Genomic DNA, 25,355 nt, shown 5'->3' on the forward strand with positions numbered 1-25,355 from the left:
TTATTCGAATTCCATCTGTTCAAACACCCGACCGGCGTTCTTTGTCGCGAGTTCCTCGAACGTGTCCAGATGGGCATACGGGGTTTGGTCGACATAATAGGCGTCGGCCAGATCGCCACCGGCGTCCATGTGTTCGGCAATCCGCGCGCGCAGAAAAACCAGATAGTCGCGGGTATAGCGGCGAACCTGATCCATGTTGGTCGGGTGACCGTGGCCCGGGATCACGTAAGTCGCGTTCAAAGGCTCAAACGCAGCATCCCACGTCTCAAGCCAGTCCGCTGTTATCGTGTCTTCAAAGATTGGCAACATGCGTTCGTGAAATGCCATGTCTCCGGCAATCACCAGCCCCTGTCTGGGCAGCCAGACCGAAATGTCACCGGGGCTGTGCGCCGGGCCGAGATAGCGGGCCTCGATCCGGAAATCTCCCATCTCAACGACATATTCGTCCGAAAAGGTCTGGGTCGGCGGCGTTATGACGGTGCCCTCGGCCTTGTCGCGGTTATAGCGCCGCATTCCGTCGAGGATTTGCGGCCCGTATTCCTCAAACTCCGCTGCGGCGTCCTCATGGGCGATGATCGGCACGCCCTGTTCGGCCCAATACCCGTTGCCAAGCATCGCGTGGCCCTGCCCGTTTTCATTCAGAACCAGTGTCACCGGCTGGTCGGTCACGGCCCTGATTTCGGCATGGAGCGCCTTGGCCAGCACGTAGGCCGCACCGCCGTTGACCACGACCACCCCTTCACCCGTCACTATAAAGCTGAGGTTGTTGTTATGGCCGCTGTTTTCGTAAGTCGGCGGGGCGGTGGCTCCGATCGCAGAAAAGACGCCGGGGATGACCTCTACGGGTTTCGAGTAAAGCGGGCTTTGCGGATATTGGTCGGCGATGTCCTCGCTGGCCTGTGCAACTCCGGCGAAAAGGACAAAAACAAGCGTTGTTCGGATCATGCTGTCTCTCCGACATATCGAAAGGCGTCCCCGGCCCGCTCGACACGGCCTATGCCGCTTTGCGGGAAATGAAAGCCGATGACCTGCATCTGGTCCTGGGCGGCGTGGTCCAGAAGGCGCGCCCGCGTCGCAGCCGCCATCGCGGCATCCTGATCGGTGCCGCTGGGCCAGTCGGGTCTTTCAAACGCGACATGCGGATTGCCCACAGCATCCCCCAGTATCAGAACCGACTGCCCGCCATTGCGGATTTCATACGACATGTGGCCCGGCGTATGACCAAAGCTTGCGTGAGCGGCAATTCCGGGCAGGATCTCCTGTCCGTCGTCGACCAGTTCAACCATGCCCTCAATGGCTTCCATCCGACGTTTTGCGCCGACAGCAAAGGCCGCCCGATCGGGGCCGATGCTGTTTACGGTTTCGGGGTTCCACCAATAGTCCCATTCTCGCCGCCCCATCAGATAGGTGGCGTTGGGCATCAGGGGATCGTCGAAATCATCCAGCACGCCCCAGATATGATCGGGATGTGCGTGGGTGAATACAACGTGGGTAACCTCATCAAGCGACACACCAATTTGGCCAAGCGCATCCGGCAATTCTCCGGCCGTGGGCATGAAATCCGCGCCCGCCCCGACATCAAACAGGATTGTCCTGGTACCGTCGCGGAACACAGTGACGTTGCAGTCGGGCATGTATCTCTGCAGGTCGGCACCGGGTAGTGTCCCGGGAGATGGTGTAGGAACTGGCGTCCACCTGCTTCTTCATAGCTGGTGCTGCTCGTTCACTGCGCGGCGATCATCGTCGCCGCGCCGGTATCGTTGCACACGGCCGTCAGCTTTTCCACCGGCATGTAGCGGCGGGAGACGGCCCATTCATCGTTTTGCTCCAGCATGAGCGCGCCGACCAGCCGGATGACGGCTTCGCGGTTGGGAAAGATGCCGACGACATTGGTCCGCCGCTTGATCTCCTTGTTGACGCGTTCCAGTGGGTTTGTGCTGTGCAGCTTCGAGCGCAGGCTCTCGTCGAAGGCCATGTAAGCCAGCACGTCATGCTCCGCCTCATCCATCAGCTCGGCAACATCGCGGAACCGGTCCCGCAGGCTGTCGGCGACCTCACGCCAGCGGGCATGGGCCTGGTCGCGGTCCTTCTCGGCGAAAACGGTCTTTACCACCGCGCTGACCACCGGCTTGTGGGTCTTGCCCACGCGGGCCAGGAGGTTGCGCTGGAAATGCACGCGGCAGCGCTGCCAGCCGGCACTGAGCACCTTGCGTGCGGCAGCTTTCAGGCCCTCATGTGCGTCGCTGATCACCAACTGCACGCCCCGCAGGCCGCGCCGAGTAAGAGACCGCAGGAAGTCGGCCCAGAACGTCTCGGCTTCCGAGGGCATGACGGTAATCCCCAAGATCTCGCGCCGCCCGTCTGTATTGACCGCCACAGCCACTATCACCGCCATCGAGACGATCCGCCCGCCCTCACGCAGCTTCACATAAGTGGCGTCGAGCCAGAGGAAGGGCCAATCGCCTTCGAGAGGCCGGTTCAGGAACGCCTGCACCCGCTCGTCGATCTCCTCGCAGAGCCGCGAGACCTGGCTCTTGGAGGTGCCCGTCAGCCCCATGGCGCGCACCAAGTCATCGACAGCGCGCGTGGAAACACCATGGATGTAGGCCTCCTGGATCACTGCCATCAGCGCCTTCTCCGCCGTCCGCCGTGGCTCCAGGAAGGTCGGAAAATAGCTGCCCTTGCGCAGCTTCGGGATGTTCAGGCCGATGGTCCCCGCCCGGGTATCCCATTGCCGCGGCCGGTAGCCGTTCCGCTGGTTCTCCCGGTGCGGGCTGCGCTCGCCATGGCCCGCACCGCAAACGGTGGCCACCTCGATATCCATCAGCCGCTGCGCGGCATCCTGGATCAGCTCGCGCAAGAAATCCGCGTCATCGCTCTTGGCGATCATGCCCGGAAGGTCGATCATGTTCTCGGTCATCGTGCTCTCCTTCGTTGTCGTCGGTCTTCGAACAACCTCAGACTACGAAGAAGCGCGATGGCCGCCAGCCCGGCCGCGCGCTGCGCTACGCCAAGGGCTTCGCGCGCGGCCTCTTACACCACCCCACGGGGCACTACCGATACGGTGCGACATGAAATGCGCCCTTGAGATTTGTGTCTATGATCGCGTCGATTTCGGCCGGCCCGTGTTCCAATGCGGGAAGAGATGCCGTCGTTCCGGCATTGTTGATGACAGTGTCAAAGACCCGTCCCTTCAGCGCGGCTTCCACCGACTCCGGGTCCGCCACGTCCATCTCTATCACATCGGCCTGCCCCCCTTCCGCCGCTATCTTTGCGGAAAGCTCAGACAAGCGGGCGACGCGGCGGGCGGCCAATGTGACGTCGACATCCTGCCCCGCCAGCAGTTCGGCGAAATGCTCGCCCAATCCCGAAGATCTGGCGGACGACTATCAATTCATCCCGGGCCAGTACGTCACGCTGCGCCGTGCCGGTGATATCGATGGTGTGCGGCGATGCTATTCGGTCAGCTCCGGCCGAGACGATGGCGAGTTGCGCGTTCTGGTCAAGCTGCTGGAAGGCGGAGCGTTTTCCTCTTTCGTTCATAGCGAACTGCCACCGGGCACCGAACTTGATGTCATGACGCCCGAAGGCACATTCGGATCAAAGATACGACAAGGCGGACCACGCACCTATCTCGCCCTGGCCCCGGGCAGTGGAACTACTCCAATCATTTCGATCATCCGCTCGGTGCTTGCCACCGAGGCCGGGGCCAACTTCATCCTTTTTTACGGCAGTCGAACGCTAAGTTCCATCATCTTCCGCGACGAATTGAACGATCTCAAGGATACCTATCCCGGACGGTTCTCTCTTTTTCATACACTGACGCGCGAAGGCACCGATTCCCCACTATTCTCGGGCCGGCTTGATGCGGAAAAGCTGCGCAAGTTCTCCGGTGCCCTGTTCGCTCCGGCAGAAATAGAAGATGCTTTTCTTTGCGGCCCCGCCGAGATGATTCAGGAACTCAAGACCGCGCTCCGCGACCTCGGCGTTGAAGAGAACCGTTTTCATGACGAGCTGTTCGCTCCCGCCGATGCTGACAATACCGCCACCGTCACGCTTGCGCCGCTTACGGCGGAAGCCGCCACTGGAGAAGGAGTTCAGGTCACGGCGATCCTTGATGGCACCGCCCGCAGCTTTGTGATGACACCTGATCAGGAAAGCGTGGTCTCCGCCGCCGCAGCAGGTATCGAACTACCCTATTGCTGCAAGGGCGCAATGTGTTCCACCTGCCGCGTCAAAGTTATCGAAGGCGAGGCAGAGATGACGCTGAACTATGCTTTGGAGCCTCGGTAGTTGAAGGAGAACTTTGTCCTGACCTGCCAGGCCCGTCCGAAAACCAAAAAACTGACAGTCGATTTCGACCACGTTTGACCTGTGCCGCTTTCCGCGACACCCCACGGGCGCGCGGGGCCGGGATCCCCAAGACCTTCGCCAAGTTGAAAGTCTTGGGTCCACGAAAACCCGCGTGCCAGTGTCGGCTAAAAGGTCGGATTCAGGCAAAGCGCACAGAACCCGATCTCAGCGGTCTTTTTGGTTGACGATCAGTTCTGCATTTTCGGGTAGTTCCGAAACAATGTTCACCTCGTCAGCACGAATTCGTGCATGCAGTTTGAAGGTATCAGCGGCGGCTGCTTCTGCGGCGGAAGCGTCGGCACCGTCTTCCAGCACAAGCGAGAGGCGGATCATGTCGCGATCGTTCTCGCGCGTTACCACGGCCTGCGCGGCCTTTGCGCCCGGCGTGCCGATGACAACTTCTTCAACCACGCGCGGATAAACGAAAATCTCGCGCACTTTGACCGCTGCCCCGACCCGTCCCTGCAATGCTGAAATCCGGCTGACGGTGCCATCCGCGTTGCTTTCCAGGGCAAAGGCGCTGTCGCCGGTGCCGAACCGGATCATCGGCCAGGTGGAATCGCGCGCGGTCACGACAACCTCGCCAGGATCGCCATGAGCGACCTGTTCGCCGCTGACCGGATCGCAGATCTGCACCACGCGGTCGGGATGAACCAGGTAGCCTTCGCCGCCATCCTCATAGGCGACAAGGCCCAGATCGGCGGTGGCATAGGCGGCCCAGGTGGACACGCCGTATTCGGCCTCGATCCGGCGGCGCTTGGCCATCCAGTCGCCCATCTCACCGCCGAGGAAGGCTGTCTTCACCTTCCATGCGTCGCGGCCATAGGTTTCGATCACCTTGTCCGCCAGCGTCAGGAAAAACGCGGTCGAAGCGCAGATCGAAGTCACGCCGGTTTCGGCGATGATCTGTGCCTGAAGCTCCGTATTGCCGACGCCTCCGGGGATCACCGTGGCGCCTGCGGCCTGTGCCGCTTCGTCGAACAAAAGCCCCGCGGGCACCAGATGATACATCCAGGTGTTCAGGATGATATCCCCCGGCCCCACGCCTGCCGCCTTGAACAGCCGGTCAAGGCCGTGGCCGCCACCGTCCGAAAGGGCCGGTTCGAAAATCGGGCCGGGGGACACGTAGATCCGCCCGACATCCTTCAGATCCGAGGCCAGGAACCCGCCAAAGGGCGGGTTCTCGCGCTGGATCTTCAGAAGCTCTTCTTTTTTCATCACTGGAAGACGCGAGAGGTCCGCCACCGATGTGACAGCTGCCGGATCGAATCCGGCAGCCGTAAATCGCGATTTCAGGCCAGGAGCTTTTTCGGCCGCAGCGGCATAGGCTTGAGCTATATCTTTGTAGATATCATCAGACATTTCCATGCCTCCTCGTCCAATCTGGTGTTAAAGCGGGCAGTCCTTACGGAAGTTCGGCGCGCGCTTCTCGCGGTGCGACAACACACCTTCCTTGACGTCCTCGCTCATGAAGCCAAGCATCTCCAGCGCGGTCGACGCATCAAAGATCGGCCCGGCCTGGCGCAGCCAGTTGTTCAGCGAATACTTGGTCCAGCGAATCGCGCTTTGCGAGCCGTTGGCCAGTTCGACGGCTGTATCCAGCGCGATCTGCTGCAGCTCGTCATCCTCGACGCACATTGATACCAGACCGATACGCTCGGCCTCTTCGCCCGACACCGGCTTGCAGGTCATCAGATAGTATTTCGCCTTGGCCATCGAGGTCAGCAGCGGCCAGATAATCGCCGCGACGTCACCGGCGGCAACACCAAGGCGGGGATGACCATCGACAATCTTGGCCTTCTTTCCGGCGATCGAGATGTCGGCCAGGATGGCAACCACAAGGCCTGCGCCGGCCGCAGGGCCATTGATCGCGGAAATGATCGGCTTGTTGCAGTTGATGATGTTATAGACGAGATCCTTGGCTTCTTTCCACGTCTTCATGATCTCGTGCGAATTGCCAATCATGTTTTCGATCAGGCTGAAATCACCCCCGGCGGAAAATGCCTTGCCCGCACCGGTCACGATGACCGAATTGATGTCTGGGTCACGGTCGATATCGATCCACATGTCCGTCATCTGGGTGTGGGTTTCGGCATCGACCGAGTTGAATGTCTCGGGCCGGTCGAACGTGATGCGCAGGACGCGATCCGCCGGGTAGTCAAATTTCAGTTTATCGTATTTTGCATAACGATCCGACATGGTTCTATTTCCTCCGTGGGGTATTGATTCAGCCAGGCAGTCCCAGGACGGCCTTGGACAGGATGTTTCTTTGGATTTCGTTCGATCCACCGTAGATCGTGGTAGGTCTGGCCTTGTAGAAACTCGCCAGAACATCGACACTTACGTTGCCGACCTGAAGCGGCCCGATGGAGCCGCCATCGGGACCGGCTGCTTCGATCATCAGCTCGGTGATGCGCTGGAAGCATTCAGTCACCCAAATCTTCAGCATGGACACATCCGCACCGAGCGTCTCGCCACGTTTGAGCTGATCTGCAAAACGGGCATAAAGCGCGGCATGATCTTCCACATCCAGTGCCGCCTGGGCAAAGCGGTCACGGAACACCGGATCGTCAAACGCGCCACGGCCACGGGCAAAACTTTCAAGCTGTCCCAGAGCGTTCTGGGCCAGACTTGGCGAACCGATGAAAATGCGTTCGAAGCTCAAGAGAGCCTTGGCCATCGTCCAACCCTTGTTCAGCTCGCCCACGAGGTTCTCGCGGGACGTCCGTGCATTGTCAAAGAAGACCTCGCAAAACTCGGTCTCGCCCGACAGGGTCGTGATGGTGCGCACCTCGACTCCGGGTTGATCCATCGGAGCGAGCAGGAAACTGATGCCCTGCTGTTTCTTCGGCGCATCGGGATCGGTGCGCACCAGCATGAAAATATGCGTGGCGTCATGCGCCATCGTGGTCCAGATCTTCTGTCCGTTGATGACAAAGTCGTCGCCGTCAATCTCTGCGCGTGTGCGCAGGTTCGCCAGATCGGACCCGGCGCCGGGTTCCGAATAGCCCTGACACCAGATATCTTCGCAACTCAGGATACGCGGCAGCCAGTAATCTTTTTGTTCCTGGGTGCCGAATTTGATGATCAGCGGCCCGACCATCTGCACGCCCATGTCGCGGCCGCGATTGACGCCCCAGCGCTGCTGCTCTTCGTAAAAGATCAGCAACTTGGCGGCGTTCAGCCCCATACCGCCGAATTCAGCGGGCCAGGCTGGCGCGACCCAGCCCTTGGCGTGAAGCTTGCGGTGCCAATGTTCGATCTCGGCGAACTTCGGTCGGTGCGGCAGGTGACGCAGCTCCTCGGGATATTCCGCCTCGAAGAACTGGCGCACTTCTTTGCGGAACTCTGCATCGGTCATAGCGTTCCAGTCGGTCATTGTGCTGCCCCCTCTGCTTCGCGTGCCTCGAACCATATCCGCCTGTGATAGGCATCGTCGCCCAACCAGGCCGACAGCACCAGCGCCCGGTTCAGGTAGAGCCCGATATCGAACTCATCCGTGTACCCGACGGCCCCGTGCAGCTGGATGGCGTCGCGGGTGATTTTCTTGGCGGCCGTGACGGCGCGCGCTTTGGCGCGGCTGGCAATCGGGGCCCGAACCTTCGGATCGGTTTCGCTGTCCATCTGCGCAAGCGCCTCCCGCACTCCGGCCTGCGCGACCTCGCACATCACGTTGAGGTCGACGGCACGGTGCTGGATGACCTGGAATGATCCGATCGGCTTGTCGAACTGCTCCCGCGTCTTGATGTAGTCGAGCGTGATCTCGAAGGCGCGCTCGCTCAGGCCGACAAGCTCGGCCGCGGCAAGCGCCGTTGCATCGGCGACAGCTTCGGCCAGTGCAGTGAGAACCGCACCGCTGCTGGCCAATTCCGCGGCCGGAGTTCCCGAAAACGAAAGCTCGCCCAGAGAGCTGCCATCCGCCTGCGTCCGCTTGTCGATGACAAGCCCCTGCGCGTCTGCCTCAGCCAGAACCAGAACCGGACCATCATCCTGTTCGGCCACGACAAGGAACCCGTGCGAACCGATCGCACCGACGACCCAGGCCTTGCCACCGGTCAGCTTTCCGTCCGCGTATCGGCAGGTCGCATCGGCAGGCGCCCCGTCGGGGCCGCGTTCCTGCCAGGCAACCGCCAATGAAATTTCGCCGCCGATGAGCTGTGCCATCTTCGGATGATCCGGACAAAGGCGGCGCAGAAGGCCGAGGCTCAGACCGATCGTCGACACGACCGGTTCCGGGGCAATCACACGGCCGACTTCCTCGGCGATGACACCCCCGGCGGCTAGGCCCATGCCAAGCCCGCCCTGATCTTCGGGCACCGCCACGCCGAAAACACCGGCCTCGGCCAGTTCCCGGACCATCTCCGGATCGAAACCGCCCCCGGCATCACGGAGTTGTCGGGCTCTGTCACTTCCGCCCGCCCGTTCAAACAACGTGCGCACGCTCTCGCGCAACAGGCGAAGGTCTTCTTGTTCGCTGGAAAGGATATCAGTTTGTGTCATTTTGTTTTCGCTGGATCATCACGGGGGTGTCGGTCGAAAAAACGACCTCGCCCTCGGGGTTTTTGGCGCTGAGCGTATAGTGCAAAACACCTCTGTCGGGCTTGCTTTTTGACGGTGTGACCGAGTTGACCGTCAGTTCGACATCAAGGGGTTCGTTCGGGTGCACAGGCCGCAGCCAGCGCAAATTGTCAAAGCCCATGCCGCCGATATTGGCAACATCGACCATCATCTCGGTCATGACCGGCTTGAACACCTCAAGCATGGTCTGAAAGCCCGAGGCGATCAGGCTGCCATGTATGGCGGTTGCATAGTCTTCATCGGTGTGCAGCCGCTGCGGATCCCATTCCTTGGCAAAGGCCTTTATTGAATCCGCGCTCATCGGAGCGCTGCGAAAGCGATAGACTTGGCCCGGCGAGAAGTCTTCCAGATACCTCAAGAGGCACCCTCCTTTGCGAAACCGTCATCGTATCCGCTCGCATCCTTGGATATCCGGATGCGGTTGAATTCTTCCAGCTTCGGATAGGTTTCCTTGAACGCCACCAGGAACTCACCCATCGGCGCGTCGAAATAGAGACCACGGTCGTTCACATATTCCATGTGCCGGTGATTCTGTTCGTCGAACTCATGAAAGAGCGCGTCGTGATAGCCGTCGAAGACCAGGGGTTTGACCCCGAATCTTTCACACAGTTCCATGTTGAATGCAGGTGTCACCTTGTAGGCCTCATTCCCCAACCACAGCTGAACATAGCCGTGGTAGATAAAGAGATCGGTCCCCATCAACTCCTGCAACTTGGGTGTATTCAGGTGGTTGCGCACATCCGCGAACCCCAGAGCGGCGGGGATACCCACAGCACGCAAACAAGCCGCCAGAAGAATTGCCTTGGGAACGCAAAACGCCGCTTCCGCCCCAGCGATACGGCTGGCACGGTAAGAGTCCTCATCCAGCGCAAAACAATAGGGATCATAGCGAATATCGTCGCGCACCGCTTCGAACAGGCGGATCGCCTTGTCGCGATTGGTTGCGCCCACAGGGAGATCACGCAAAGCCGATGTCACGAAACCCTGCACTTCCAAGCTATCGCTTTCCACAAAGCGCGATGGCATGACATAACGCTCAGCTTCAGTCGGCAGGTCATCGTCAGACTTGTCCATTGGCCCCTCCTTTTTTCTAACAAATGTTAGATTACCGATTCAAAACCTGCCCGTCAACGGGATTTACTCTGTCTTTGGTTGGTCCAAGCCATAACGCGTATTGTCTTCGCCCAGAGTGGCTGCAACTCCGACCGAATTTCCGGAAGAACGGAACTCCGGCGCAATTGGCAGCGGCAAAGCAGGCGCGTCCCGGCCGGAGATTTTTACTGTCCGCCCGAACACGTCACGCGCTTTGAAATGCGGGTCGCGCGCCGCCTCGGCGGGCGTTTTCACGACCGAACAGCAGCAATCTGCCGCTGCCAGCAAAGGCTCCCAATGGGTCGAGGGGTGTTCCCTCAGACGACGTGCAACCTCTGCGGCGCAGGCATTGGGATCGGACCAGTCATCGCGAAGGGCCACCGGCAAACCAATAACATCGCAGAACGACTGCCAGAACTTTTCTTCCAACGCGCCGACGGCGATCTGACGCCCGTCCGCAGCCGAATAAAGCCGATATCGGGCCAGGCCACCCGTCAGACGGCTGCCACCGCTTTCGATGTTCTGCCCGGCAATCACACCTTCGGCATGGGCCCAATAGGCAAAGGCGAACGCCCCCTCGGCCATTGCGATATCCAGATGCGTTCCCTGCCCGCTTGCCTGCCGCGCAATCAGGGCCAGCAGGATATTCATCACCGCAGGATAGGTTCCGCCTCCGATATCGGCGACCAGCCCGAACGGGGCCGTTGGCTGGTCATCCGGTCCACGACTGAGCGACAGGATACCCGCATCACCGACGTAGTTGAGGTCGTGGCCGGCGGCGCTGGCCTTTGGTCCGGTCTGGCCATAGCCGGTGATCGAACAATAGATGAGACCGGGATTGATCTTGCGCACCGCTTCATAACCAAGCCCCAACCGGTCCATCACGCCGGGACGGAACTGCTCGACCAGAACATCGGCCCTCTCGATCAAGGGGCGCAGACGTTCCACTGCGCCCCTTGACTTGAGGTCGATGGCCACCGATCGCTTGCCGTGGTTCAACACGGCAAATCCGATGCTCTCTCCGTCGATCTTGGGCTCGGTTTGGCGCGCGTCCTCGCCGACTCCGGGACGCTCGAACTTGATCACTTCGGCGCCGACCTCGGACAACATGAGCGTCGCCATCGGACCGGGAAGAAGTGTGCTGAAATCCAGCACCAGGATATCCTTGAGCGGTTGAGCCATCTTCACTGCCTCAGGCGAAGCGCGCCGCGCCGTTGTTCAGAACAACCACGTCGCGTGCCGGAATAGATGCTCGAAACCGGGCCTCGCCGTCCTCTTCCCAGATTTCGAACCGCACGGTTTCGCCGGGATAGACCGGCGCCGAGAACCGAACATCCAGACCGACAAGCCGGGCAGAATCATAGTCCAGCAACGTCTTGAGAATCGCCCGGGCCGCCAGCCCATAGGTCGCCAGACCATGCAGGATCGGGCGGTCGAACCCGACAGAACGGGCAACATCCGGGTCAGCATGAAGCGGATTGAAATCACCGCTGAGACGATAAATAAGGGCTTGGCGCGGCAGGGTATTGATATCACATACATGATCAGGCGCCCGATCAGGCAGCACTGCGGGTGCCGGACCCGCCTGGTTTTCACCGCCGAACCCCCCATCACCGCGACAGAAAGCCGACATCGCCACGCGCGCCAGTTTTTCGCCGCTGTCCGCGTCGATAATATCGCGGCTTTGGTAAATGACGGCTCCCTTGCCCTCGCCCTTGTCGGCGATAAAGTCGATCTTGCTGCGGCCGACAATTCGGCCATGTGTCGGCAGCGGCTTGTAGATGTCGAGCCACTGTTCTCCGTGCAGCACTTTCTGCCAGTTCACGCCGGTTTTCGGATTGCGCAGCCAGAAGCCCGGATACCCCAGGGTAACGGCCATAGAGGGAACCGCCTTCAGACCGTCCTCATAGACAAAGGCCAGTTCTTTCTTGTCTGTCGGATCTTCGCCGAACCCCAGCCCGAGTGCGTAAAGGATGGTATCCCGCTCGGTCAGAGTCTGCTTGATCTCTTCGAAATCCCAATTCGAAAGTGCTTCGAAATCCAGTGGCATGATCTTTCCTCCCTTGATCGCCGTCAGAGCGTGTTTCGTGACCCCAGTATTGCCGTGACCTGGCTGGACAGCACACCGCCATTGCCATGCGCCAGCGCCAGATCAATATCCTTCAACTGAATGCCCGGCGCGTCGCCACGGATCTGACGGGCAGCCTCGATCACTGTGAAGATGCCGTACATCCCGGGGTGCACGCAGGACAGGCCGCCGCCATTCGTGTTCACCGGCAACACGCCGCCAGGCGCGATGCGTCCGCCCTCGACAAAGGCCCCTCCCTCGCCCTTCGCGCAGAACCCAAGATCTTCGAGAAACAAAATCGTGTTGATGGTGAAGGCATCATAGAGCTCGACCGCCTGGATATCCGCAGGGGTCACTCCGGCCGCCGCAAAGGCGCGCGCGCCCGAGTCGCGGGCCGCGGTCACGGTGAAATCCTTCATCTGGGAAATCTGCCGGTGCGAGCTTGCCGCAGCACTGCCCAGCACATAGGCAGGTGCCTTCGGGAAATCCCGGGCGCGGTCCGCGCGGACCATTACGATCGCGCCGCCACCGTCGGTGACAAGACAACAGTCGCGCACGGTCAATGGATCGCCCACCATGCGCGAACCCAACACGTCCTCGCGGGTCAGCGGGCCGCGCTCGAACGCTTCGGGGTTGCGCTGCGCCCAGGCCCGCGCGGCAACGGCCACGTCGGCCAGCTGTTCGCGGGTGGTACCATATTCATGCATGTGCCGCGCCGCCGCCATCGCATAGGCCGAGATCGGATAGCGCGGATTATACGGCGCCTCGTAGGCCGGCGGACGTGAAGCGGTCACCAGTCTGCCCGACGCGGTGCGCTGGTTGGAGCCATAAACAATCAGCGCGACATCACACAGACCGGCGTCCAGCGCCATGGTCGCGGACGTCAGGTAGTTTACGAAGGACGAACCGCCCGACATCGTGCCATCAATGAAACGGGGCTGGATGCCCAGATACTCCGCCGCCATAAGCGCCGGCATGCTGTCTTCCATCATGGTGCAAAACAGCCCGTCGACGTCGGACAGTTTCAGCCCGGCATCGCCAAGCGCCGCAAGCGCAGATTGCGCCATGACATCATAGGCCGTCAGGCCATGGGCTTCTCCGAGACCGGCATGACCGGTTCCCACGATGGCGGATTTCCCCCGAAGTTCAGTGGTCATGGCCTATCCCTCCGACGGTTTGAAAAGCACGGCCGGAACACCCTCGGCCTCGCCCACGAATGCGGTTACAGGCATGTCGATGACGACCTCACCCGGGGCAATGCCCTCGACCCGGCTCATCATCCGGACACCCTCGTCCAGCTCGACGACGCATACGTTGTAGTCGCCGCCCCGTTCGGGCTTTCGGCGCACGACTGTTGTGGTGTGGACCCGTCCCTTGCCGCCGGCCTGCTTCCACGAAATCGCGGTGCCATGACAATGTGGACACAGGACTCGCGGGAAAAAGTGATAGGCCCCGCAGTCGTCGCACTTGGGCAGCAGGATCTCTCCCTCTGCCAGCGCGCGTTGGAAAAGCTGGTCTGGTCCTTTGGCATCCTGCATTGGCGTTCTCCTTCAAGCGACCCAGTCTTTGTTTAAGCGTATTGATAATCTTTCTAACAATTGTTAGATTTAGTCAACCTTTCAGGATCAATTGAGAGAAACTCATGTCAGGTTCAGACTTAGCCCCCCTTTCCGGCAAACTCGTCGTTGCGTTGGAACAGGCAGTCGCCGCGCCTTTTTGCTCCTCGCGGCTGGCCGACGCCGGCGCGCGCGTGATCAAGATCGAACGCAAGGGCGCAGGCGATTTCGCCCGCGCCTACGATACCGCCGCCAACGGTGAAAGCGCCTATTTCACATGGCTGAACCGAGGCAAAGAATCGGTCGCCTTGGACATTAAAGCCGACGAAGACCGTGAAATCCTGCTCAGGATGCTGGAAAACGCAGATGTGTTTATTCAGAACCTGCTGCCGGGCGCGCTGGCCAAGCTGGGGCTCGATTCCGCGAGTCTGCGAGAGAGCTTCCCGCGTCTAGTGACCTGCGACATCACCGGATATGGCGAAGACGGCCCGATGCGCAACGCCAAGGCCTATGACCTTCTGGTGCAATGCGAGAGCGGTCTGGCATCAGTGACCGGTACACCCGACGGACCAGGACGGGTGGGCGTGTCGGTCTGCGATATCGCCACCGGTATGACAGCCCATGCTGGAATCTGCGAAGCACTTGTCGGGCGTGATCGCACCGGCAAGGGCAGCGGCGTTTCCGTGGCAATGTTTGATGTGATGGCCGACTGGATGTCGGTTCCACTGCTGTATCACGATTACCTTGGCAAGCCGACACCTCGTGTCGGACTGAACCACACGGTCATTTGCCCGTACGGGGCCTATGAATGCAAGGACGGTCAGCTTGTCGTCATTACCGTGCAACACAACGGCGAATGGCAACGGTTCTGTGAACACATACTGGGCGATGCGGCTTTGGCAACCGACCCCCGGTTCCATGACAACACGTCGCGAATTGAAAACAAACCCGCGCTCGAAGTTCTCATCAAGGCCGTGTTCGCCTCGCATGACCGCGCCGAGATGCTGAAGCGGCTTGACGCTGCGGGCATTGCCTCGGGCGCGGTGAACGACGTGGCGACCCTGTCCGGTCACCCCCAGCTCGACCGGTCCGTAATTCGCACGCCTTCCGGTGAAATCAACGTCCCGACCCCCCCGATCCGGCGCAGCCTCGGCGAAACGGCACTGGGCCCCTGCCCGGCCTTCGATGCGCAAGGCAAGGCCCTTCGCGCCGAGTTCGGCCGTCGTTCATAAAAAACGGTAGGCAACTAAGTGGACAATCAAATGACCGATGAGAACAATCCGGCGATCCTTCAAGACGTGAAGATCGTCGATCTGACTTCTGTAGTTTTCGGACCTTTGGCGACGCAGATGCTGGGCGATCTGGGGGCCGATGTGATCAAGGTGGAAGGCCCCGAGGGCGATCTTCTTCGCCAGGTCCAGCCATCGCGCAACAAGCTGATGGGTGCCGCTTTTCTGGGGGCCAACCGTAACAAGCGCAGTGTCGTACTCGACCTCAAAACACAAACCGGTCTCGATCAGTTGCGCAAACTGCTCATCGATGCCGATGTGATGATTTCGAGCATCCGGCCTGCGGCGCTTGCCAGATTGTCTTTGGAACCCGAAACCCTGCGCCAGGAAAACCCGAACCTGATCACGGTATCCGCCACCGGTTTCGGACAGGACGGGCCCTATGCCGCCAAGCCAGCATTCGACGATTCCGTCCAGTCGGTGTCGGGATTGGCCAGCCTGGCAACCTTGCGCGACCCCGAGGCACCGCCCGCTTATGCCCCGACAATTCTGGCCGACAAGCTTGGCGGGGTCACCGCCGCCTATGCCGTGATGGGCGCCCTGTTCCACCGCGAGCGTACGGGACAGGCCCAGCATGTCGAAGTTCCGATGTTTGAGACGCTGGCCGCCTTCCTGCTGGCCGAACATATGGATGGCGCCACCTTCGAGGAGGCTCCGCAGGATTTCGGCTATGCCCGCATGCTGGTTCCGCACCGGCGTCCGGTTCAGACCGCAGATGGCTACATCACAATTCTGCCTTACACCAACGTACAATGGGCGCGGTTTTTCAAGACGGTTGGGCGCAATGACATGATCGACCATGTCTGGGTCACGGACATGGACGCCCGTAGCCGCAACATCGGCGCAGTATACGATATGGTGGCGCACATTGCGCTGACCCGGACCACAGATGAGTGGCTTGACCTCATGGAGCAGGCCGACATACCCGCCATGCCAGTGCGCAACCTGTCAGATTTACCGAACGATCCCCATCTTGCCGCAACCGGGTTCTTTCAACGGATTGATCACCCGACCGAAGGTGCGATCTGGACGACACGCCCGCCGGTTCGCTTTTCGGCGACCCCTGCGCGACATGATCATCGCCCGGCCCCGCGACTTGGGGAACACAGCGACGAAATTCTGGGGCCGGGCAGGGAGTAGCCCCACCCGGCACCGGACGGATCAAACATCCATCGAGCGTGCGATCAGTTCCTTCATGATCTCGTTGGTGCCGCCATAGATCATCTGGACCCTGCTGTCGGCATAAAGTCGCGCGATGGGGTATTCCATCATGAAACCGTAACCGCCGTGCAGTTGCAGGCATTCATGCATGACCTCGTTCTGCGTCTGGCTGCCCCACCATTTCGCCATCGAAGCCGTGGCCGCATCAAGTTCGCCCGCTTCAAGACGCGCGAGCCCGTCATTTACGAAGGAGCGTAGCAATTCGGCCTTGGTTTTGCATTCCGCCAGTTTGAAGCGTGTATTCTGGAAGTCCATGATCCGGCTTCCAAATGCCTTGCGGTCCTGAACATATTTCACCGTTTCATCGATCGCAAAATCAATAAAACCGAGCGCGGTAATGCCGATCATCAGCCGCTCCCAAGGCAGCTGCTTCATCAGCTGGTAGAACCCCTGCCCCTCTTCCGGACCAAGCAGGTTCGCCGTGGGCACGCGCACATCCTCGAAGAACAGCTCAGCAGTATCCGAACCTTTCATACCCAGTTTCTTCAGGTTCCGTCCCCGGCGAAAGCCCTCGGCGCCCTCGGTTTCCAGAACGATCAACGAAACGCCCTTGGCGCCGGCGTTGCGATCGGTCTTTGCCACGATAACAACGAGATCCGCCGTGTGCCCGTTTGTGATAAAGATCTTCGAACCGTTGATCTTGTAGTGGTTGCCATCCTTTTCCGCATAGGTTTGTACGTTCTGGAGGTCAGAGCCCGTTCCAGGCTCGGTCATGGCAATCGCCGCAACGCTGTCGCCGCTGACCAGTTTCGGCAACCACTTTTTCTTCTGTTCCTCACTGCCATATGCGTTGAGATAATGGATTACGATGGACTGAATCCCATAGCCCCAACCCGTATCACCGGTGCGCCCCTGCTCGTAGACGGTAATCGCGTCGAACCCGATGCCGCCACCGAACCCACCATATTCTTCGGCAATCGAGCCACCCATGACACCCTGCTGACCGACTGTTTTCCAGAAGTCGCGGTCAACAATTCCCTGCTCCGCCCATTTTTCAATCTTCGGAGCCATCTCTGCATCGAAAAGCCTGCGTGTACTATCGGCGAACATCTTGTGTTCATCCACTGCCCAACTCGGGGAGTTCTTGATCAGAGACATGTTTTATTCCTATCGGTTCATGCTTGCATTGAAGAAATCTAACAAGTGTTTTATTTCCTGGCAATGAACCCGAGGCGTTCTGACGGGGCGTCACAAGGCTTCGGACCGTGCGCATCCGGATTTATCTAATCACGCGCCGCCCATTCGGCTCGTACAAAAAAGGCCCGCCAAAACAGGCGGGCCTTTTTGTAATTTTTTCGCAATGACTTACAGCCTGTCGGTCAGTTCGGGCACGGCGTCGAACAGGTCGGCAACCAGACCGTAATCGGCAACCTGGAAGATCGGGGCTTCTTCGTCCTTGTTGATCGCAACGATGATCTTGCTGTCCTTCATGCCGGCCAGGTGTTGGATCGCACCCGAGATGCCAACAGCGATATACAGGTCAGGCGCGACCACCTTGCCGGTCTGGCCAACCTGCCAGTCGTTCGGTGCAAAGCCCGAGTCGACGGCGGCGCGGGATGCGCCAACGGCGGCGCCCAGCTTGTCGGCCAGTTTCTCGATCAGGGCAAAGTTCTCTTCGGAGCCGACGCCGCGCCCACCGGACACGACCACACCGGCCGAGGTCAGTTCGGGACGATCCGATGCGGCGACCTTGTCCTCGACCCATTCCGACAGGCCGGGGTTGTCCCCGGCACCGATGCTTTCGACCGAGGCAGACCCGCCTTCGCCAGCGGCATCAAAGGTCGAGGTGCGGAAGGTGATGACCTTTTTCGCATCCGACGATTTGACGGTTTGAATCGCGTTCCCGGCATAGATCGGGCGCTCGAACGTTTTGCCATCGACAACGCCGGACACGTCCGACAGGACCATCACGTCCAGCAGCGCGGCAACGCGCGGCATGACGTTCTTGGCGTCCGTGGTGGCCGGGGCGACGATATGTTCATAATCACCGGCCAGCGATGCGATCAGCGCGGCGGTCGGTTCGGCCAGGCGGTGACCCAGCGATGCGTCTTCGGCGACCAGAACCTTGGTCACACCGTCGATCTTGGCGGCGGCGTCGCCTGCGGCAGCAGCAGAGGCGCCCGCGCACAGAACGGTCACATCGCCTAGGGCCTTGGCCGCGGTCACGGCCTTGGCGGTTGCGTCGATTGCCAGTTCACCATCGGTCACTTCTGCGAGAAGAAGAACAGCCATTATACAGCCCCCGCTTCTTTGAGTTTTGCGACCAGCTCGTCCACCGAGCCGACCATGATACCGGCCGCGCGTGCCACGGGCTCGGAGGTTTTGACGATTTCCAGACGCGGCGTGACATCAACGCCGTAATCATCGGCGGTCTTCTCATCCAGCGGCTTTTTCTTGGCCTTCATAATGTTGGGCAGCGACGCATAGCGCGGCTCGTTCAGGCGCAGGTCCACGGTGACGATCGCGGGCATCTTGACCTTGATGGTCTGCAGGCCGCCGTCAACTTCGCGGGTCACGACGGCACTGTCACCGTCGATGTCCAGTTCCGAGGCAAAGGTACCCTGCGACCAGCCCAGCAGGGCTGACAGCATCTGGCCGGTGGCATTCATGTCGTTGTCGATCGCCTGCTTGCCGCAGAGAATCAGACCAGGCTGTTCCTCTTCCACGACCTTGGCAAGGATTTTGGCCACTGCCAGCGGCTCGATATCATGGTGCACGTCATCCGCTGCAACGACCAGGATGGCGCGGTCGGCACCCATGGCCAGTGCGGTGCGCAGGGTTTCCTGCGCCTGTTTGACGCCGATGGATACCGCGACCACCTCTTCGGCCTTGCCGGCCTCTTTCAGGCGTATCGCCTCTTCGACGGCGATTTCGTCGAAAGGGTTCATCGACATCTTAACGTTGGCCAGATCGACACCGCTTCCGTCCGCTTTGACACGAACCTTCACGTTGTAGTCGATCACGCGTTTCACAGGCACGAGTACCTTCATTGGCGTGGTCTCCTTGAGTTTTGCGATAAGGTTTCAACCGAGCTAACGGTCTTTGAATTCTGGAGTTCTTTTTTCCGAAAACGCTTTCATGGCCTCGGGAAAGTCATGCGCGCACAGCAAAACGCTTTGGGCATCGCGCTCGATATCCAGCGCCTCGAGATAGCTGCACTCGGCTGCGGCGCGCATCACACGCTTGGCGGTCTGAACGCCAAACATCGGGTGCGTTGCAATCTCGCGGGCAATTTCCAGCGCCCGTACCTCGACCTGGTTGGCCGGCACGCATTCTTCGACAACGCGCAGGTCCCTGGCGGTGCGCCCGTCGATTTCACGGCCCGTGAGCACAAGCATCCGGGCAACGCCCGCACCGGCGCGCTGGTGAAGCAGCCAGCTTGATCCCGTGTCGGGACAACCGCCGACGCGTGCAAATACTTCGCACAGCCGGGCATCTTCGGCGGCAACGACAATGTCCGCCGACAAGGCCAGGCTGAGGCCCGCGCCAAAAGCCACGCCGCATACCGCGGAAATCAGAGGTTTGCGAAACAGATAGGCCGCGCGTCCGCCATCGTGAACCAGGTCCACCATTTCCGACGTCGCCCGCGCGCCTTTGGCGATCTCGGACTGAAACCCGACAAGATCGCCGCCGCTGCTGAAATGATTGCCACCGGTCATAACAACGACACGGATCGTAGCGTCCCGTTCGGCTTCGCGCAGAAGCGCCACCAGTTCTTCGACGAACCCGATGCTGTAAGGGTTGCGTTTTGTCGGCTGAAGAAAACGCAGGATTCCGACAGGGCCTTCCCTGTCCAGGCGAATAAGCTCAGTCATTCAAGTCTCCATCAGGTCCCGGTCCAGACGGGTGCTCGCTTTTCAGCAAAGGCCTTTGGGCCTTCAATCGCGTCGTTGCTGGCGTAAACCACCTCGTGAAGGCGCTTGCCCTCTTTCAGGCCACCCGCACAGCCCAGGTCCATGGTCGCGCGAACGCCGCCTTTCGCGGCAACAACCGACAGCGGGGCCGCGCTGGCAATGCGTTTGGCAAGGTCAAATGCCCTTGCGCGGACAGCATCGGGAGTGTCTTCGATATAGTTGGTGAACCCGTATTCGTGCAGGCGCTCGATCGGCATCAAGTCGCCGGTCAGAACGATTTCCATAAGGATGGGCTGCGGTAGCATGGACAGTGCCGGCGATGCCCAGGGCGATCCACGACCGATCTTTACTTCGGTGATACCGACCTTGGTCCCCTTGAGACCGACCCGCAGATCGCAATTCAAGGTCAGCATCATGCCGCCCGCCATCAGCGACCCTGTCATCGCCGCGATGATCGGTTTCTTGCAGGCGCGCATGGTCTCGTGAAACGGGTCGCGCATCTTGGTCAGAATATCGACACCCTCGTCGCGTGCGATTTGTGTGGCTTCCTTCAGATCCAGTCCGGCGCTGAAAACGCCGCAATCGGCAGAAGTCAGAATGGCCACACGAACGCTGTCATCCGCCTCGATCTTCTCCCAAGCGTCGGTCAGCCCGTTCGTCGCCGCCACGGAAAGCGCGTTTTTACGTTCGGGCCGGTTGATACAGACGGTCGCAATTCCGTCTTCGATCTTCACGTCAATGGGGCTCATGATACCTGCTTCGCTTTCTCGGGACAATCTAACTGCGGAAAGCTTCCCCGCGACATGTCTGCCGCGGGGAAGCTCTGTCTTATTCGACGGTGAACGTCGCGGAGCTGTGCTTGATGACATCCCAAACAACGTCAAGATAGTCGGCGCTCCAGTCGGTCAGCGGAACCCAGGTTTCGCCATTCCACTGCTCGACCCGGGTCTTGCCGCCACCACCGTGGTCTTTGTCGGTCACTGTAACCGGGGCCATGATGCCGTTTCCATCGAAGTTCTCGATCGATTCATAGGCATTCTTCATGCTTTCCGGTGTGATCGGCCAACCGTTTTCAGTAATTGCGATCCGCGCGGCTTCGAAACCGGCCGAGTAGATCGCCATGCCCGTGTTGTAGTACACGTCGCGCACCAGGCTCTCGGGACCGCTGCCCTTGCCATTGGCATAGTAGGTGTCCAGCATCGTCTTGACGATCGGAACTTCCTGGCCACCGGCCACGTTGGTCCCGCGCAGGATGCCTTTCGCCTCTTGTGCGCCGATATTGGCGATATCGACTTCGTTCAGCCAGTTCACCGACAGATAGCGGTCGATCGGGAAACGGTTGCGGCGCATTTCCTTCGAGGCGACCACATGCCCGCCCGCCAGCAGCCAGCTGATCACGTAGTCAGGCTTGTCGCGGCGGATTTTGCTCCATGCGCCGGCCTGATCCGACCCGGGAAGGGGTACGGGATACAGCTCCAACTCGAACCCTTCCTTTTCGGAAAGCGTTTTCAGGATCTCGATCGGTTCCTGGCCAAAGGGATAATCCAGATAGATGAACCCGATCTTCGCCTTGCTCAAGTCACCGCCCATCTGACCCTTGATGAAGGCAACGTCATTTGCCGCCTGCTGCCAGTACGTCGGACCGACCGGGAAAACCCATTCGAACACTTCGCCGTCCACCGCGTCACCGCGGCCAACGAAAGACTGCATCAGTACGTTACCGTCCTTCATGGCACGCGGCAAAACCGCGTTCGTGACCGGCGTGGACAGAAAGTTGAACAGGAACACGCCTTCGCGCTTGAGCTGCTCGTAGCATTCCACACCGCGCTGCGGTTCGTTGCCGTGATCGCGAATGATGACTTCAACCGGATGACCTTCGATACCGCCATTTTCGTTGGTGTACATCGCCAGGTCCTGCGCGGCCTGGGCCACCTGCGGTGAAATGAACGTGTAGGATTTACTAAGGTCGAAGCAGAGTCCGAAGCGGATAGGCTCCTTGTCCTGCGCTGAGGCAACAGTCGCGCTTGCTGCCAGTGCAGTAGCAACGGCCACTGCCTTAATGTGCTGTTTGACTTTCATGTTATCTATCTCCCGTTGGTTTAGTGTAGGGCGGTGATACCGTTCCGTAAGCGCCACTGCCGCCCCGCGTAGCGTCACACTTCCTGCAATCAGTCATTCACTGCTCGTATTTCGCGGAACTCTCTTTAACCACACCCCACACAACGTCCGTGTACTCAGAGATCCAGTCGGTTTGCGGCACCCAAGTCTCTCCGTCCCACATTTCGATACGGGTCTTGCCCCCGCCGCCATGATCTTCGGCCGTCACCGTAATGGGGGCCATCAGCCCGTTCGCGTCATAGCCCTCAAGCGACTCCAGTCCGGCCTTGTAGGATGTCGGAGTGATCGGCAGCCCCTCGGCTTCCGCCGCCTTGCGCGCGGCTTCGAACATGATCGAATACATGGCCAGCCCGGTGTTGTAGAAAACGTCCTGCGTCTTCTCGATCGGGCCGGATCCCTCGCCCTTGTCATAAAGCTCGGCCATGATTTCCTGATACAGGGCAATATCCTGACCGCCCACGACATTGGTCCCGCGCTTGATACCTTTGGCGGCCTCTTTACCGATGTTGGCGATATCGACTTCGTTCAGCCAGTTGACCGAGATGTATTTGTCCATCGGAATGCGATTGCGCTTCATCTCTTTCGAGGCAACCACATGGGCACCGCCCAGCATCCAGACGATCACATGATCGGGCTTGTCGCGGCGCACCTTGGACCACACGCCGGCCTGGTCGCTGCCAGGCAGTGGCACGGGGTACAGTTCAAGCTCGAAACCCTCTTTCTCGGACAGGGTTTCCAGGATCTCGATCGGCTCCTGCCCGAAGGGATAATCGAAGTAAACAAACCCGACCTTCACATCTGACAGATCGCCGTCATGCAATTGCTTGATGTAGGCGACATCGTTGGCGGCCTGTCCCCAATAGGTCGGCCCGATCGGATAGACCCAATCGAAGACGGTGCCATCAACGGCATCGCCGCGCCCGACAAGAGACTGCATCAGGATACGCCCGTCTTCCATGGCCCGCGGCAGGATAGCCAGAGACACCGGAGTGGACAGGGTATCGAAAACAAAGACGCCCTCGCGGCTGAGTTTCGAGTAGCACTCGATTCCGCGCTGCGGTTCGTTCCCGTGGTCACGCACGATGACTTCGACCGGTTCCCCACCGATGCCGCCCTTCATGTTGATGAGCTTGGCAAGGTCCATCGCGGCCTGCGAAACCTGCGGCGTGGCAAAGGTATAGGCTTTGCTGAGATCGTAGCAGATGCCGATCTTGAATGGCTCGGCCAGCGCCTGGGTGCCAAACATTGCTCCGCCGAACATTGATAATACGGCCAACGCTTTGGTAAGTTTCTTCATTTGTTCCTCCCTGAACAGCTTCTGATTAGTACCTCAACTCAACCAACGTTTGCGTCGGCTGTAGTGCTTGACGTTGTGAAAATCGGTCTCTCCGCCGCCTAGATAGAACTCCTGAATGTCGGAGTTAGATTTGAGCGCCTCGGCGGTGCCGTGCATAACAACGCGGCCGTTTTCGATAAGGTACCCTTGCGAAACGATTTCCAGAGCCGCCAAGGCGTTCTGTTCCACCAGCAGGACGGACAGGCCCTCATCCTTATTGATCTTTTGCAGGATGCCGAAGATTTCCTCGACCAGGAACGGAGCAAGCCCGAGACTTGGTTCATCAAGCATCAACAGCTTCGGCTGGGTCACGAGGGCCCGCCCAATGGCAAGCATCTGTTGCTCACCACCCGACAAATAGCCTGCTTGCGAATTTTTGCGTTCGGCAAGCCGCGGAAAATATCCGTAGATCTTTTCCTTTTCCGCATTCAGCGTTGATCGGGACATTCCGCGTGGCGCGGCGGCGGTCAGGTTCTCGTCGGGGGTCAGGTGTTCGAAGACCCGCCGCCCTTCGATGACATGACAGATGCCCATCTCGACGCGTTTTTGCGCGAGCGCTTCGGTAATGTCCGTTCCCTGGAACGTTATCTCACCTCGGCTGATGCGTCCGCGCTCGGCTTTCAAAAGACCGCTGATCGCTTTCAACGTGGTGCTTTTTCCCGCTCCGTTAGAACCCAAAAGTGCGATCATCTCGCCCTTTGGAACCTGAACCGAAACACCTTTGATCGCCAGCATTACATTGTCGTACAGCACCTCGACACTGTTCATGGACAGAATGTTCTGGGCTTCAACTTTTTCTTGCATCGGCATTCCCCTATTTCTTGAACTGATCGAAGGGCCAGACCATCAGATAGTCTCTGATGTTGCCGTAGAGTTTTCCCAAACCGAGTGGTTCGATCAGAAGGATAATGACGATCAGTGCGCCATAGACTGCGTTCGGGATGTGAGCGAGTGTTTCAACATCGATCTGCATGCCAAGCCCGTCACTCAACGTGACGACGAGACCGTTCACGATACCCGGAACAAGAAGGATCAGGGCAACACCGAAATAGGAACCGATAATGCTGCCAAGGCCGCCAACAATCACCATCGCAAGAACCTGGATCGAAACGGCAACCGAGAATTGCTCGGGTGCGGCGAGAAAGAAAAAGGTGGCAACAAGCAACGCACCGCTGACGCCTGCGATGAACGAAGAAGTCGCGAATGCGAGGATTTTGTAGTAGAAACTGTTCACACCCAGGATCGCGGCCGCAAAGTCTTTTTCCCGGACAGCGACCAAGGCGCGACCGAGTCCAGTCCGCTTGAGATTAAGCATGAAGATCGTCACCAACACACACCAGCCGAAGGCGACATAGTAGAAGCCAGTATCAGTGGTAATCTCTTGCCCGAGCAGCGCCAATGTCGGTGACTGGAGCGACGCGTGTGAGCCCCCCGAGATCGCCGGAGAGTGGGTCAGAACCCAGTCCATCACGAATTGCATAGCGAGAGTAGTGAGAGCGAGATAGAGGCCCTTGACCCGCAAAGCGGCAAAAGCGAACAGGCTGCCGATCACGGATGACGTCAATCCGCCGATGATAAGGGCGAATTCCCACGGCACCCCGAAACGCGCGGCATGGATCGACGAATACGCTCCAACGGCCATGACTGCAGCATAACCCAAGTGAAGTTGGCCTGCCCAACCTGTCACCAGATTCAATCCAAGCGCGGCGGCCGTCCAGATCAGCCAAGGAAGCATGTAGCTGTTCAGATAAAGCGACGGGATGATGAATGGCGCGGCAAGGCCAATCAAGAAGATGAATGCTGTCAGATTCCGGTCAGCAGGCACCTTGAAGATTCGGCTGTCCGAAACGTAGTTGGCGTGATGGACGCCAGAAAGTCTGTAAAACATGC

The 25,355-nt window shown here is 59.5% G+C and carries 26 protein-coding genes; 3 read left to right on the forward strand and 23 right to left on the reverse strand.

Annotated features, from left to right (window positions below):
• The 4 genes from JQ863_RS12155 to JQ863_RS12170 form a co-directional block, all read right to left on the reverse strand.
• Complete coding sequence (locus JQ863_RS12155) at positions 1 to 945, reverse strand: MBL fold metallo-hydrolase (RefSeq protein WP_204114528.1); 945 nt, start codon at positions 943 to 945, stop codon at positions 1 to 3.
• Positions 942 to 1,634, reverse strand: coding sequence for an MBL fold metallo-hydrolase (locus tag JQ863_RS12160; RefSeq protein ID WP_204114529.1), 693 nt, complete (start codon positions 1,632 to 1,634; stop codon positions 942 to 944). The genes JQ863_RS12155 and JQ863_RS12160 overlap by 4 nt, the downstream gene beginning before the upstream one ends.
• An 89-nt stretch (positions 1,635 to 1,723) precedes the next feature.
• Complete coding sequence (locus JQ863_RS12165) at positions 1,724 to 2,920, reverse strand: IS256 family transposase (protein WP_142495134.1); 1,197 nt, start codon at positions 2,918 to 2,920, stop codon at positions 1,724 to 1,726.
• A gap of 133 nt (positions 2,921 to 3,053) precedes the next feature.
• Positions 3,054 to 3,365: an SDR family NAD(P)-dependent oxidoreductase gene (locus JQ863_RS12170; RefSeq protein ID WP_185959051.1), complete on the reverse strand. Its 312-nt coding sequence runs from the start codon at positions 3,363 to 3,365 to the stop codon at positions 3,054 to 3,056.
• Between JQ863_RS12170 and JQ863_RS12175 the strand changes: the two genes are divergently transcribed.
• Complete coding sequence (locus JQ863_RS12175; RefSeq protein WP_204114530.1) at positions 3,316 to 4,293, forward strand: FAD-binding oxidoreductase; 978 nt, start codon at positions 3,316 to 3,318, stop codon at positions 4,291 to 4,293. The two genes, JQ863_RS12170 and JQ863_RS12175, sit on opposite strands and share 50 nt — an antisense overlap.
• A 225-nt stretch (positions 4,294 to 4,518) precedes the next feature.
• Here the strand turns inward: JQ863_RS12175 and JQ863_RS12180 are convergent, their stop codons facing one another.
• From JQ863_RS12180 to JQ863_RS12225, 10 genes are all read right to left on the reverse strand, one after another.
• Positions 4,519 to 5,715: a phenylacetate--CoA ligase family protein gene (locus tag JQ863_RS12180; protein WP_229669281.1), complete on the reverse strand. Its 1,197-nt coding sequence runs from the start codon at positions 5,713 to 5,715 to the stop codon at positions 4,519 to 4,521.
• A gap of 27 nt (positions 5,716 to 5,742) precedes the next feature.
• Positions 5,743 to 6,552 (reverse strand): enoyl-CoA hydratase/isomerase family protein, encoded by an 810-nt coding sequence (locus tag JQ863_RS12185; RefSeq protein ID WP_028095226.1) that lies wholly within the window; start codon positions 6,550 to 6,552, stop codon positions 5,743 to 5,745.
• A 28-nt stretch (positions 6,553 to 6,580) separates the two neighbouring features.
• On the reverse strand, positions 6,581 to 7,732 hold the full coding sequence (locus tag JQ863_RS12190; RefSeq protein WP_204114531.1) for an acyl-CoA dehydrogenase family protein: 1,152 nt from the start codon (positions 7,730 to 7,732) through the stop codon (positions 6,581 to 6,583).
• The gene (locus JQ863_RS12195) at positions 7,729 to 8,853 is read right to left on the reverse strand and encodes an acyl-CoA dehydrogenase family protein (protein WP_142494375.1); all 1,125 of its coding nucleotides are present in this window, start codon (positions 8,851 to 8,853) and stop codon (positions 7,729 to 7,731) included. The genes JQ863_RS12190 and JQ863_RS12195 overlap by 4 nt, the downstream gene beginning before the upstream one ends.
• Positions 8,840 to 9,289 carry a MaoC family dehydratase gene (locus JQ863_RS12200; protein WP_027264320.1) on the reverse strand — a complete coding sequence of 150 codons (450 nt, stop codon included), beginning with the start codon at positions 9,287 to 9,289 and terminating at the stop codon, positions 8,840 to 8,842. The genes JQ863_RS12195 and JQ863_RS12200 overlap by 14 nt, the downstream gene beginning before the upstream one ends.
• On the reverse strand, positions 9,286 to 10,005 hold the full coding sequence (locus tag JQ863_RS12205; protein WP_028284916.1) for a transglutaminase-like domain-containing protein: 720 nt from the start codon (positions 10,003 to 10,005) through the stop codon (positions 9,286 to 9,288). The genes JQ863_RS12200 and JQ863_RS12205 overlap by 4 nt, the downstream gene beginning before the upstream one ends.
• A 63-nt stretch (positions 10,006 to 10,068) precedes the next feature.
• Positions 10,069 to 11,205, reverse strand: a complete 1,137-nt coding sequence (locus tag JQ863_RS12210) for a CaiB/BaiF CoA transferase family protein (RefSeq protein WP_142494376.1) — start codon at positions 11,203 to 11,205, stop codon at positions 10,069 to 10,071.
• Positions 11,206 to 11,215: 10 nt separating this feature from the next.
• Positions 11,216 to 12,073: a MaoC/PaaZ C-terminal domain-containing protein gene (locus JQ863_RS12215; protein ID WP_185959052.1), complete on the reverse strand. Its 858-nt coding sequence runs from the start codon at positions 12,071 to 12,073 to the stop codon at positions 11,216 to 11,218.
• 23 nt (positions 12,074 to 12,096) lie between these two features.
• A complete protein-coding gene (locus JQ863_RS12220; protein ID WP_142494377.1) occupies positions 12,097 to 13,248 on the reverse strand; it encodes a thiolase in 1,152 nt (383 codons plus the stop codon).
• 3 nt (positions 13,249 to 13,251) lie between these two features.
• Positions 13,252 to 13,629 carry a Zn-ribbon domain-containing OB-fold protein gene (locus JQ863_RS12225; protein WP_057796766.1) on the reverse strand — a complete coding sequence of 126 codons (378 nt, stop codon included), beginning with the start codon at positions 13,627 to 13,629 and terminating at the stop codon, positions 13,252 to 13,254.
• Between the two features lie 104 nt (positions 13,630 to 13,733).
• On the opposite strand from JQ863_RS12225, the gene JQ863_RS12230 reads away from it, so the two are divergent.
• The gene (locus JQ863_RS12230; protein ID WP_142494378.1) at positions 13,734 to 14,879 is read left to right on the forward strand and encodes a CaiB/BaiF CoA transferase family protein; all 1,146 of its coding nucleotides are present in this window, start codon (positions 13,734 to 13,736) and stop codon (positions 14,877 to 14,879) included.
• Between the two features lie 30 nt (positions 14,880 to 14,909).
• Positions 14,910 to 16,076: a CaiB/BaiF CoA transferase family protein gene (locus JQ863_RS12235; protein WP_142494379.1), complete on the forward strand. Its 1,167-nt coding sequence runs from the start codon at positions 14,910 to 14,912 to the stop codon at positions 16,074 to 16,076.
• A gap of 21 nt (positions 16,077 to 16,097) precedes the next feature.
• Here the strand turns inward: JQ863_RS12235 and JQ863_RS12240 are convergent, their stop codons facing one another.
• The 9 genes from JQ863_RS12240 to JQ863_RS12280 all read right to left on the reverse strand — a co-directional run bounded on the left by JQ863_RS12240 (position 16,098) and on the right by JQ863_RS12280 (position 25,353).
• Positions 16,098 to 17,255: an acyl-CoA dehydrogenase family protein gene (locus JQ863_RS12240; RefSeq protein WP_081979662.1), complete on the reverse strand. Its 1,158-nt coding sequence runs from the start codon at positions 17,253 to 17,255 to the stop codon at positions 16,098 to 16,100.
• Between the two features lie 207 nt (positions 17,256 to 17,462).
• On the reverse strand, positions 17,463 to 18,389 hold the full coding sequence (locus JQ863_RS12245; RefSeq protein WP_142494380.1) for an electron transfer flavoprotein subunit alpha/FixB family protein: 927 nt from the start codon (positions 18,387 to 18,389) through the stop codon (positions 17,463 to 17,465).
• Positions 18,389 to 19,147 carry an electron transfer flavoprotein subunit beta/FixA family protein gene (locus JQ863_RS12250; protein WP_028284925.1) on the reverse strand — a complete coding sequence of 253 codons (759 nt, stop codon included), beginning with the start codon at positions 19,145 to 19,147 and terminating at the stop codon, positions 18,389 to 18,391. The genes JQ863_RS12245 and JQ863_RS12250 overlap by 1 nt, the downstream gene beginning before the upstream one ends.
• A gap of 42 nt (positions 19,148 to 19,189) precedes the next feature.
• The gene (locus JQ863_RS12255; RefSeq protein WP_142494381.1) at positions 19,190 to 19,972 is read right to left on the reverse strand and encodes an enoyl-CoA hydratase/isomerase family protein; all 783 of its coding nucleotides are present in this window, start codon (positions 19,970 to 19,972) and stop codon (positions 19,190 to 19,192) included.
• Positions 19,973 to 19,983: 11 nt separating this feature from the next.
• On the reverse strand, positions 19,984 to 20,760 hold the full coding sequence (locus JQ863_RS12260; RefSeq protein ID WP_028284927.1) for an enoyl-CoA hydratase/isomerase family protein: 777 nt from the start codon (positions 20,758 to 20,760) through the stop codon (positions 19,984 to 19,986).
• A gap of 79 nt (positions 20,761 to 20,839) precedes the next feature.
• Positions 20,840 to 22,090, reverse strand: a complete 1,251-nt coding sequence (locus JQ863_RS12265) for an ABC transporter substrate-binding protein (protein ID WP_043753095.1) — start codon at positions 22,088 to 22,090, stop codon at positions 20,840 to 20,842.
• A 97-nt stretch (positions 22,091 to 22,187) separates the two neighbouring features.
• Positions 22,188 to 23,426: an ABC transporter substrate-binding protein gene (locus JQ863_RS12270; protein WP_407496257.1), complete on the reverse strand. Its 1,239-nt coding sequence runs from the start codon at positions 23,424 to 23,426 to the stop codon at positions 22,188 to 22,190.
• 33 nt (positions 23,427 to 23,459) lie between these two features.
• On the reverse strand, positions 23,460 to 24,269 hold the full coding sequence (locus tag JQ863_RS12275) for an ABC transporter ATP-binding protein (RefSeq protein WP_043753147.1): 810 nt from the start codon (positions 24,267 to 24,269) through the stop codon (positions 23,460 to 23,462).
• Between the two features lie 10 nt (positions 24,270 to 24,279).
• Positions 24,280 to 25,353, reverse strand: a complete 1,074-nt coding sequence (locus JQ863_RS12280) for a branched-chain amino acid ABC transporter permease (RefSeq protein WP_028095207.1) — start codon at positions 25,351 to 25,353, stop codon at positions 24,280 to 24,282.
• Positions 25,354 to 25,355: the final 2 nt, after the last annotated feature.

The sequence above is a fragment of the Shimia biformata genome, assembly GCF_016888515.1.
In the GTDB taxonomy this organism is placed as follows: domain Bacteria; phylum Pseudomonadota; class Alphaproteobacteria; order Rhodobacterales; family Rhodobacteraceae; genus Shimia_A; species Shimia_A biformata.

Excerpts from the sequence above, each read along its gene's own strand:
- JQ863_RS12155 (WP_204114528.1), bottom strand. The coding sequence starts at position 945 with ATGATCCGAACAACGCTTGTTTTTGTCCTTTTCGCCGGAGTTGCACAG.
- JQ863_RS12160 (WP_204114529.1), bottom strand. The coding sequence starts at position 1,634 with ATGCCCGACTGCAACGTCACTGTGTTCCGCGACGGTACCAGGACAATC.
- JQ863_RS12165 (WP_142495134.1), bottom strand. The coding sequence starts at position 2,920 with ATGACCGAGAACATGATCGACCTTCCGGGCATGATCGCCAAGAGCGAT.
- JQ863_RS12180 (WP_229669281.1), bottom strand. The coding sequence starts at position 5,715 with ATGTCTGATGATATCTACAAAGATATAGCTCAAGCCTATGCCGCTGCG.
- JQ863_RS12185 (WP_028095226.1), bottom strand. The coding sequence starts at position 6,552 with ATGTCGGATCGTTATGCAAAATACGATAAACTGAAATTTGACTACCCG.
- JQ863_RS12190 (WP_204114531.1), bottom strand. The coding sequence starts at position 7,732 with ATGACCGACTGGAACGCTATGACCGATGCAGAGTTCCGCAAAGAAGTG.
- JQ863_RS12195 (WP_142494375.1), bottom strand. The coding sequence starts at position 8,853 with ATGACACAAACTGATATCCTTTCCAGCGAACAAGAAGACCTTCGCCTG.
- JQ863_RS12205 (WP_028284916.1), bottom strand. The coding sequence starts at position 10,005 with ATGGACAAGTCTGACGATGACCTGCCGACTGAAGCTGAGCGTTATGTC.
- JQ863_RS12210 (WP_142494376.1), bottom strand. The coding sequence starts at position 11,205 with ATGGCTCAACCGCTCAAGGATATCCTGGTGCTGGATTTCAGCACACTT.
- JQ863_RS12215 (WP_185959052.1), bottom strand. The coding sequence starts at position 12,073 with ATGCCACTGGATTTCGAAGCACTTTCGAATTGGGATTTCGAAGAGATC.
- JQ863_RS12220 (WP_142494377.1), bottom strand. The coding sequence starts at position 13,248 with ATGACCACTGAACTTCGGGGGAAATCCGCCATCGTGGGAACCGGTCAT.
- JQ863_RS12225 (WP_057796766.1), bottom strand. The coding sequence starts at position 13,629 with ATGCAGGATGCCAAAGGACCAGACCAGCTTTTCCAACGCGCGCTGGCA.
- JQ863_RS12230 (WP_142494378.1), top strand. The coding sequence starts at position 13,734 with ATGTCAGGTTCAGACTTAGCCCCCCTTTCCGGCAAACTCGTCGTTGCG.
- JQ863_RS12235 (WP_142494379.1), top strand. The coding sequence starts at position 14,910 with ATGACCGATGAGAACAATCCGGCGATCCTTCAAGACGTGAAGATCGTC.
- JQ863_RS12240 (WP_081979662.1), bottom strand. The coding sequence starts at position 17,255 with ATGTCTCTGATCAAGAACTCCCCGAGTTGGGCAGTGGATGAACACAAG.
- JQ863_RS12245 (WP_142494380.1), bottom strand. The coding sequence starts at position 18,389 with ATGGCTGTTCTTCTTCTCGCAGAAGTGACCGATGGTGAACTGGCAATC.
- JQ863_RS12250 (WP_028284925.1), bottom strand. The coding sequence starts at position 19,147 with ATGAAGGTACTCGTGCCTGTGAAACGCGTGATCGACTACAACGTGAAG.
- JQ863_RS12255 (WP_142494381.1), bottom strand. The coding sequence starts at position 19,972 with ATGACTGAGCTTATTCGCCTGGACAGGGAAGGCCCTGTCGGAATCCTG.
- JQ863_RS12260 (WP_028284927.1), bottom strand. The coding sequence starts at position 20,760 with ATGAGCCCCATTGACGTGAAGATCGAAGACGGAATTGCGACCGTCTGT.
- JQ863_RS12265 (WP_043753095.1), bottom strand. The coding sequence starts at position 22,090 with ATGAAAGTCAAACAGCACATTAAGGCAGTGGCCGTTGCTACTGCACTG.
- JQ863_RS12270 (WP_407496257.1), bottom strand. The coding sequence starts at position 23,426 with ATGAAGAAACTTACCAAAGCGTTGGCCGTATTATCAATGTTCGGCGGA.
- JQ863_RS12275 (WP_043753147.1), bottom strand. The coding sequence starts at position 24,269 with ATGCAAGAAAAAGTTGAAGCCCAGAACATTCTGTCCATGAACAGTGTC.
- JQ863_RS12280 (WP_028095207.1), bottom strand. The coding sequence starts at position 25,353 with ATGTTTTACAGACTTTCTGGCGTCCATCACGCCAACTACGTTTCGGAC.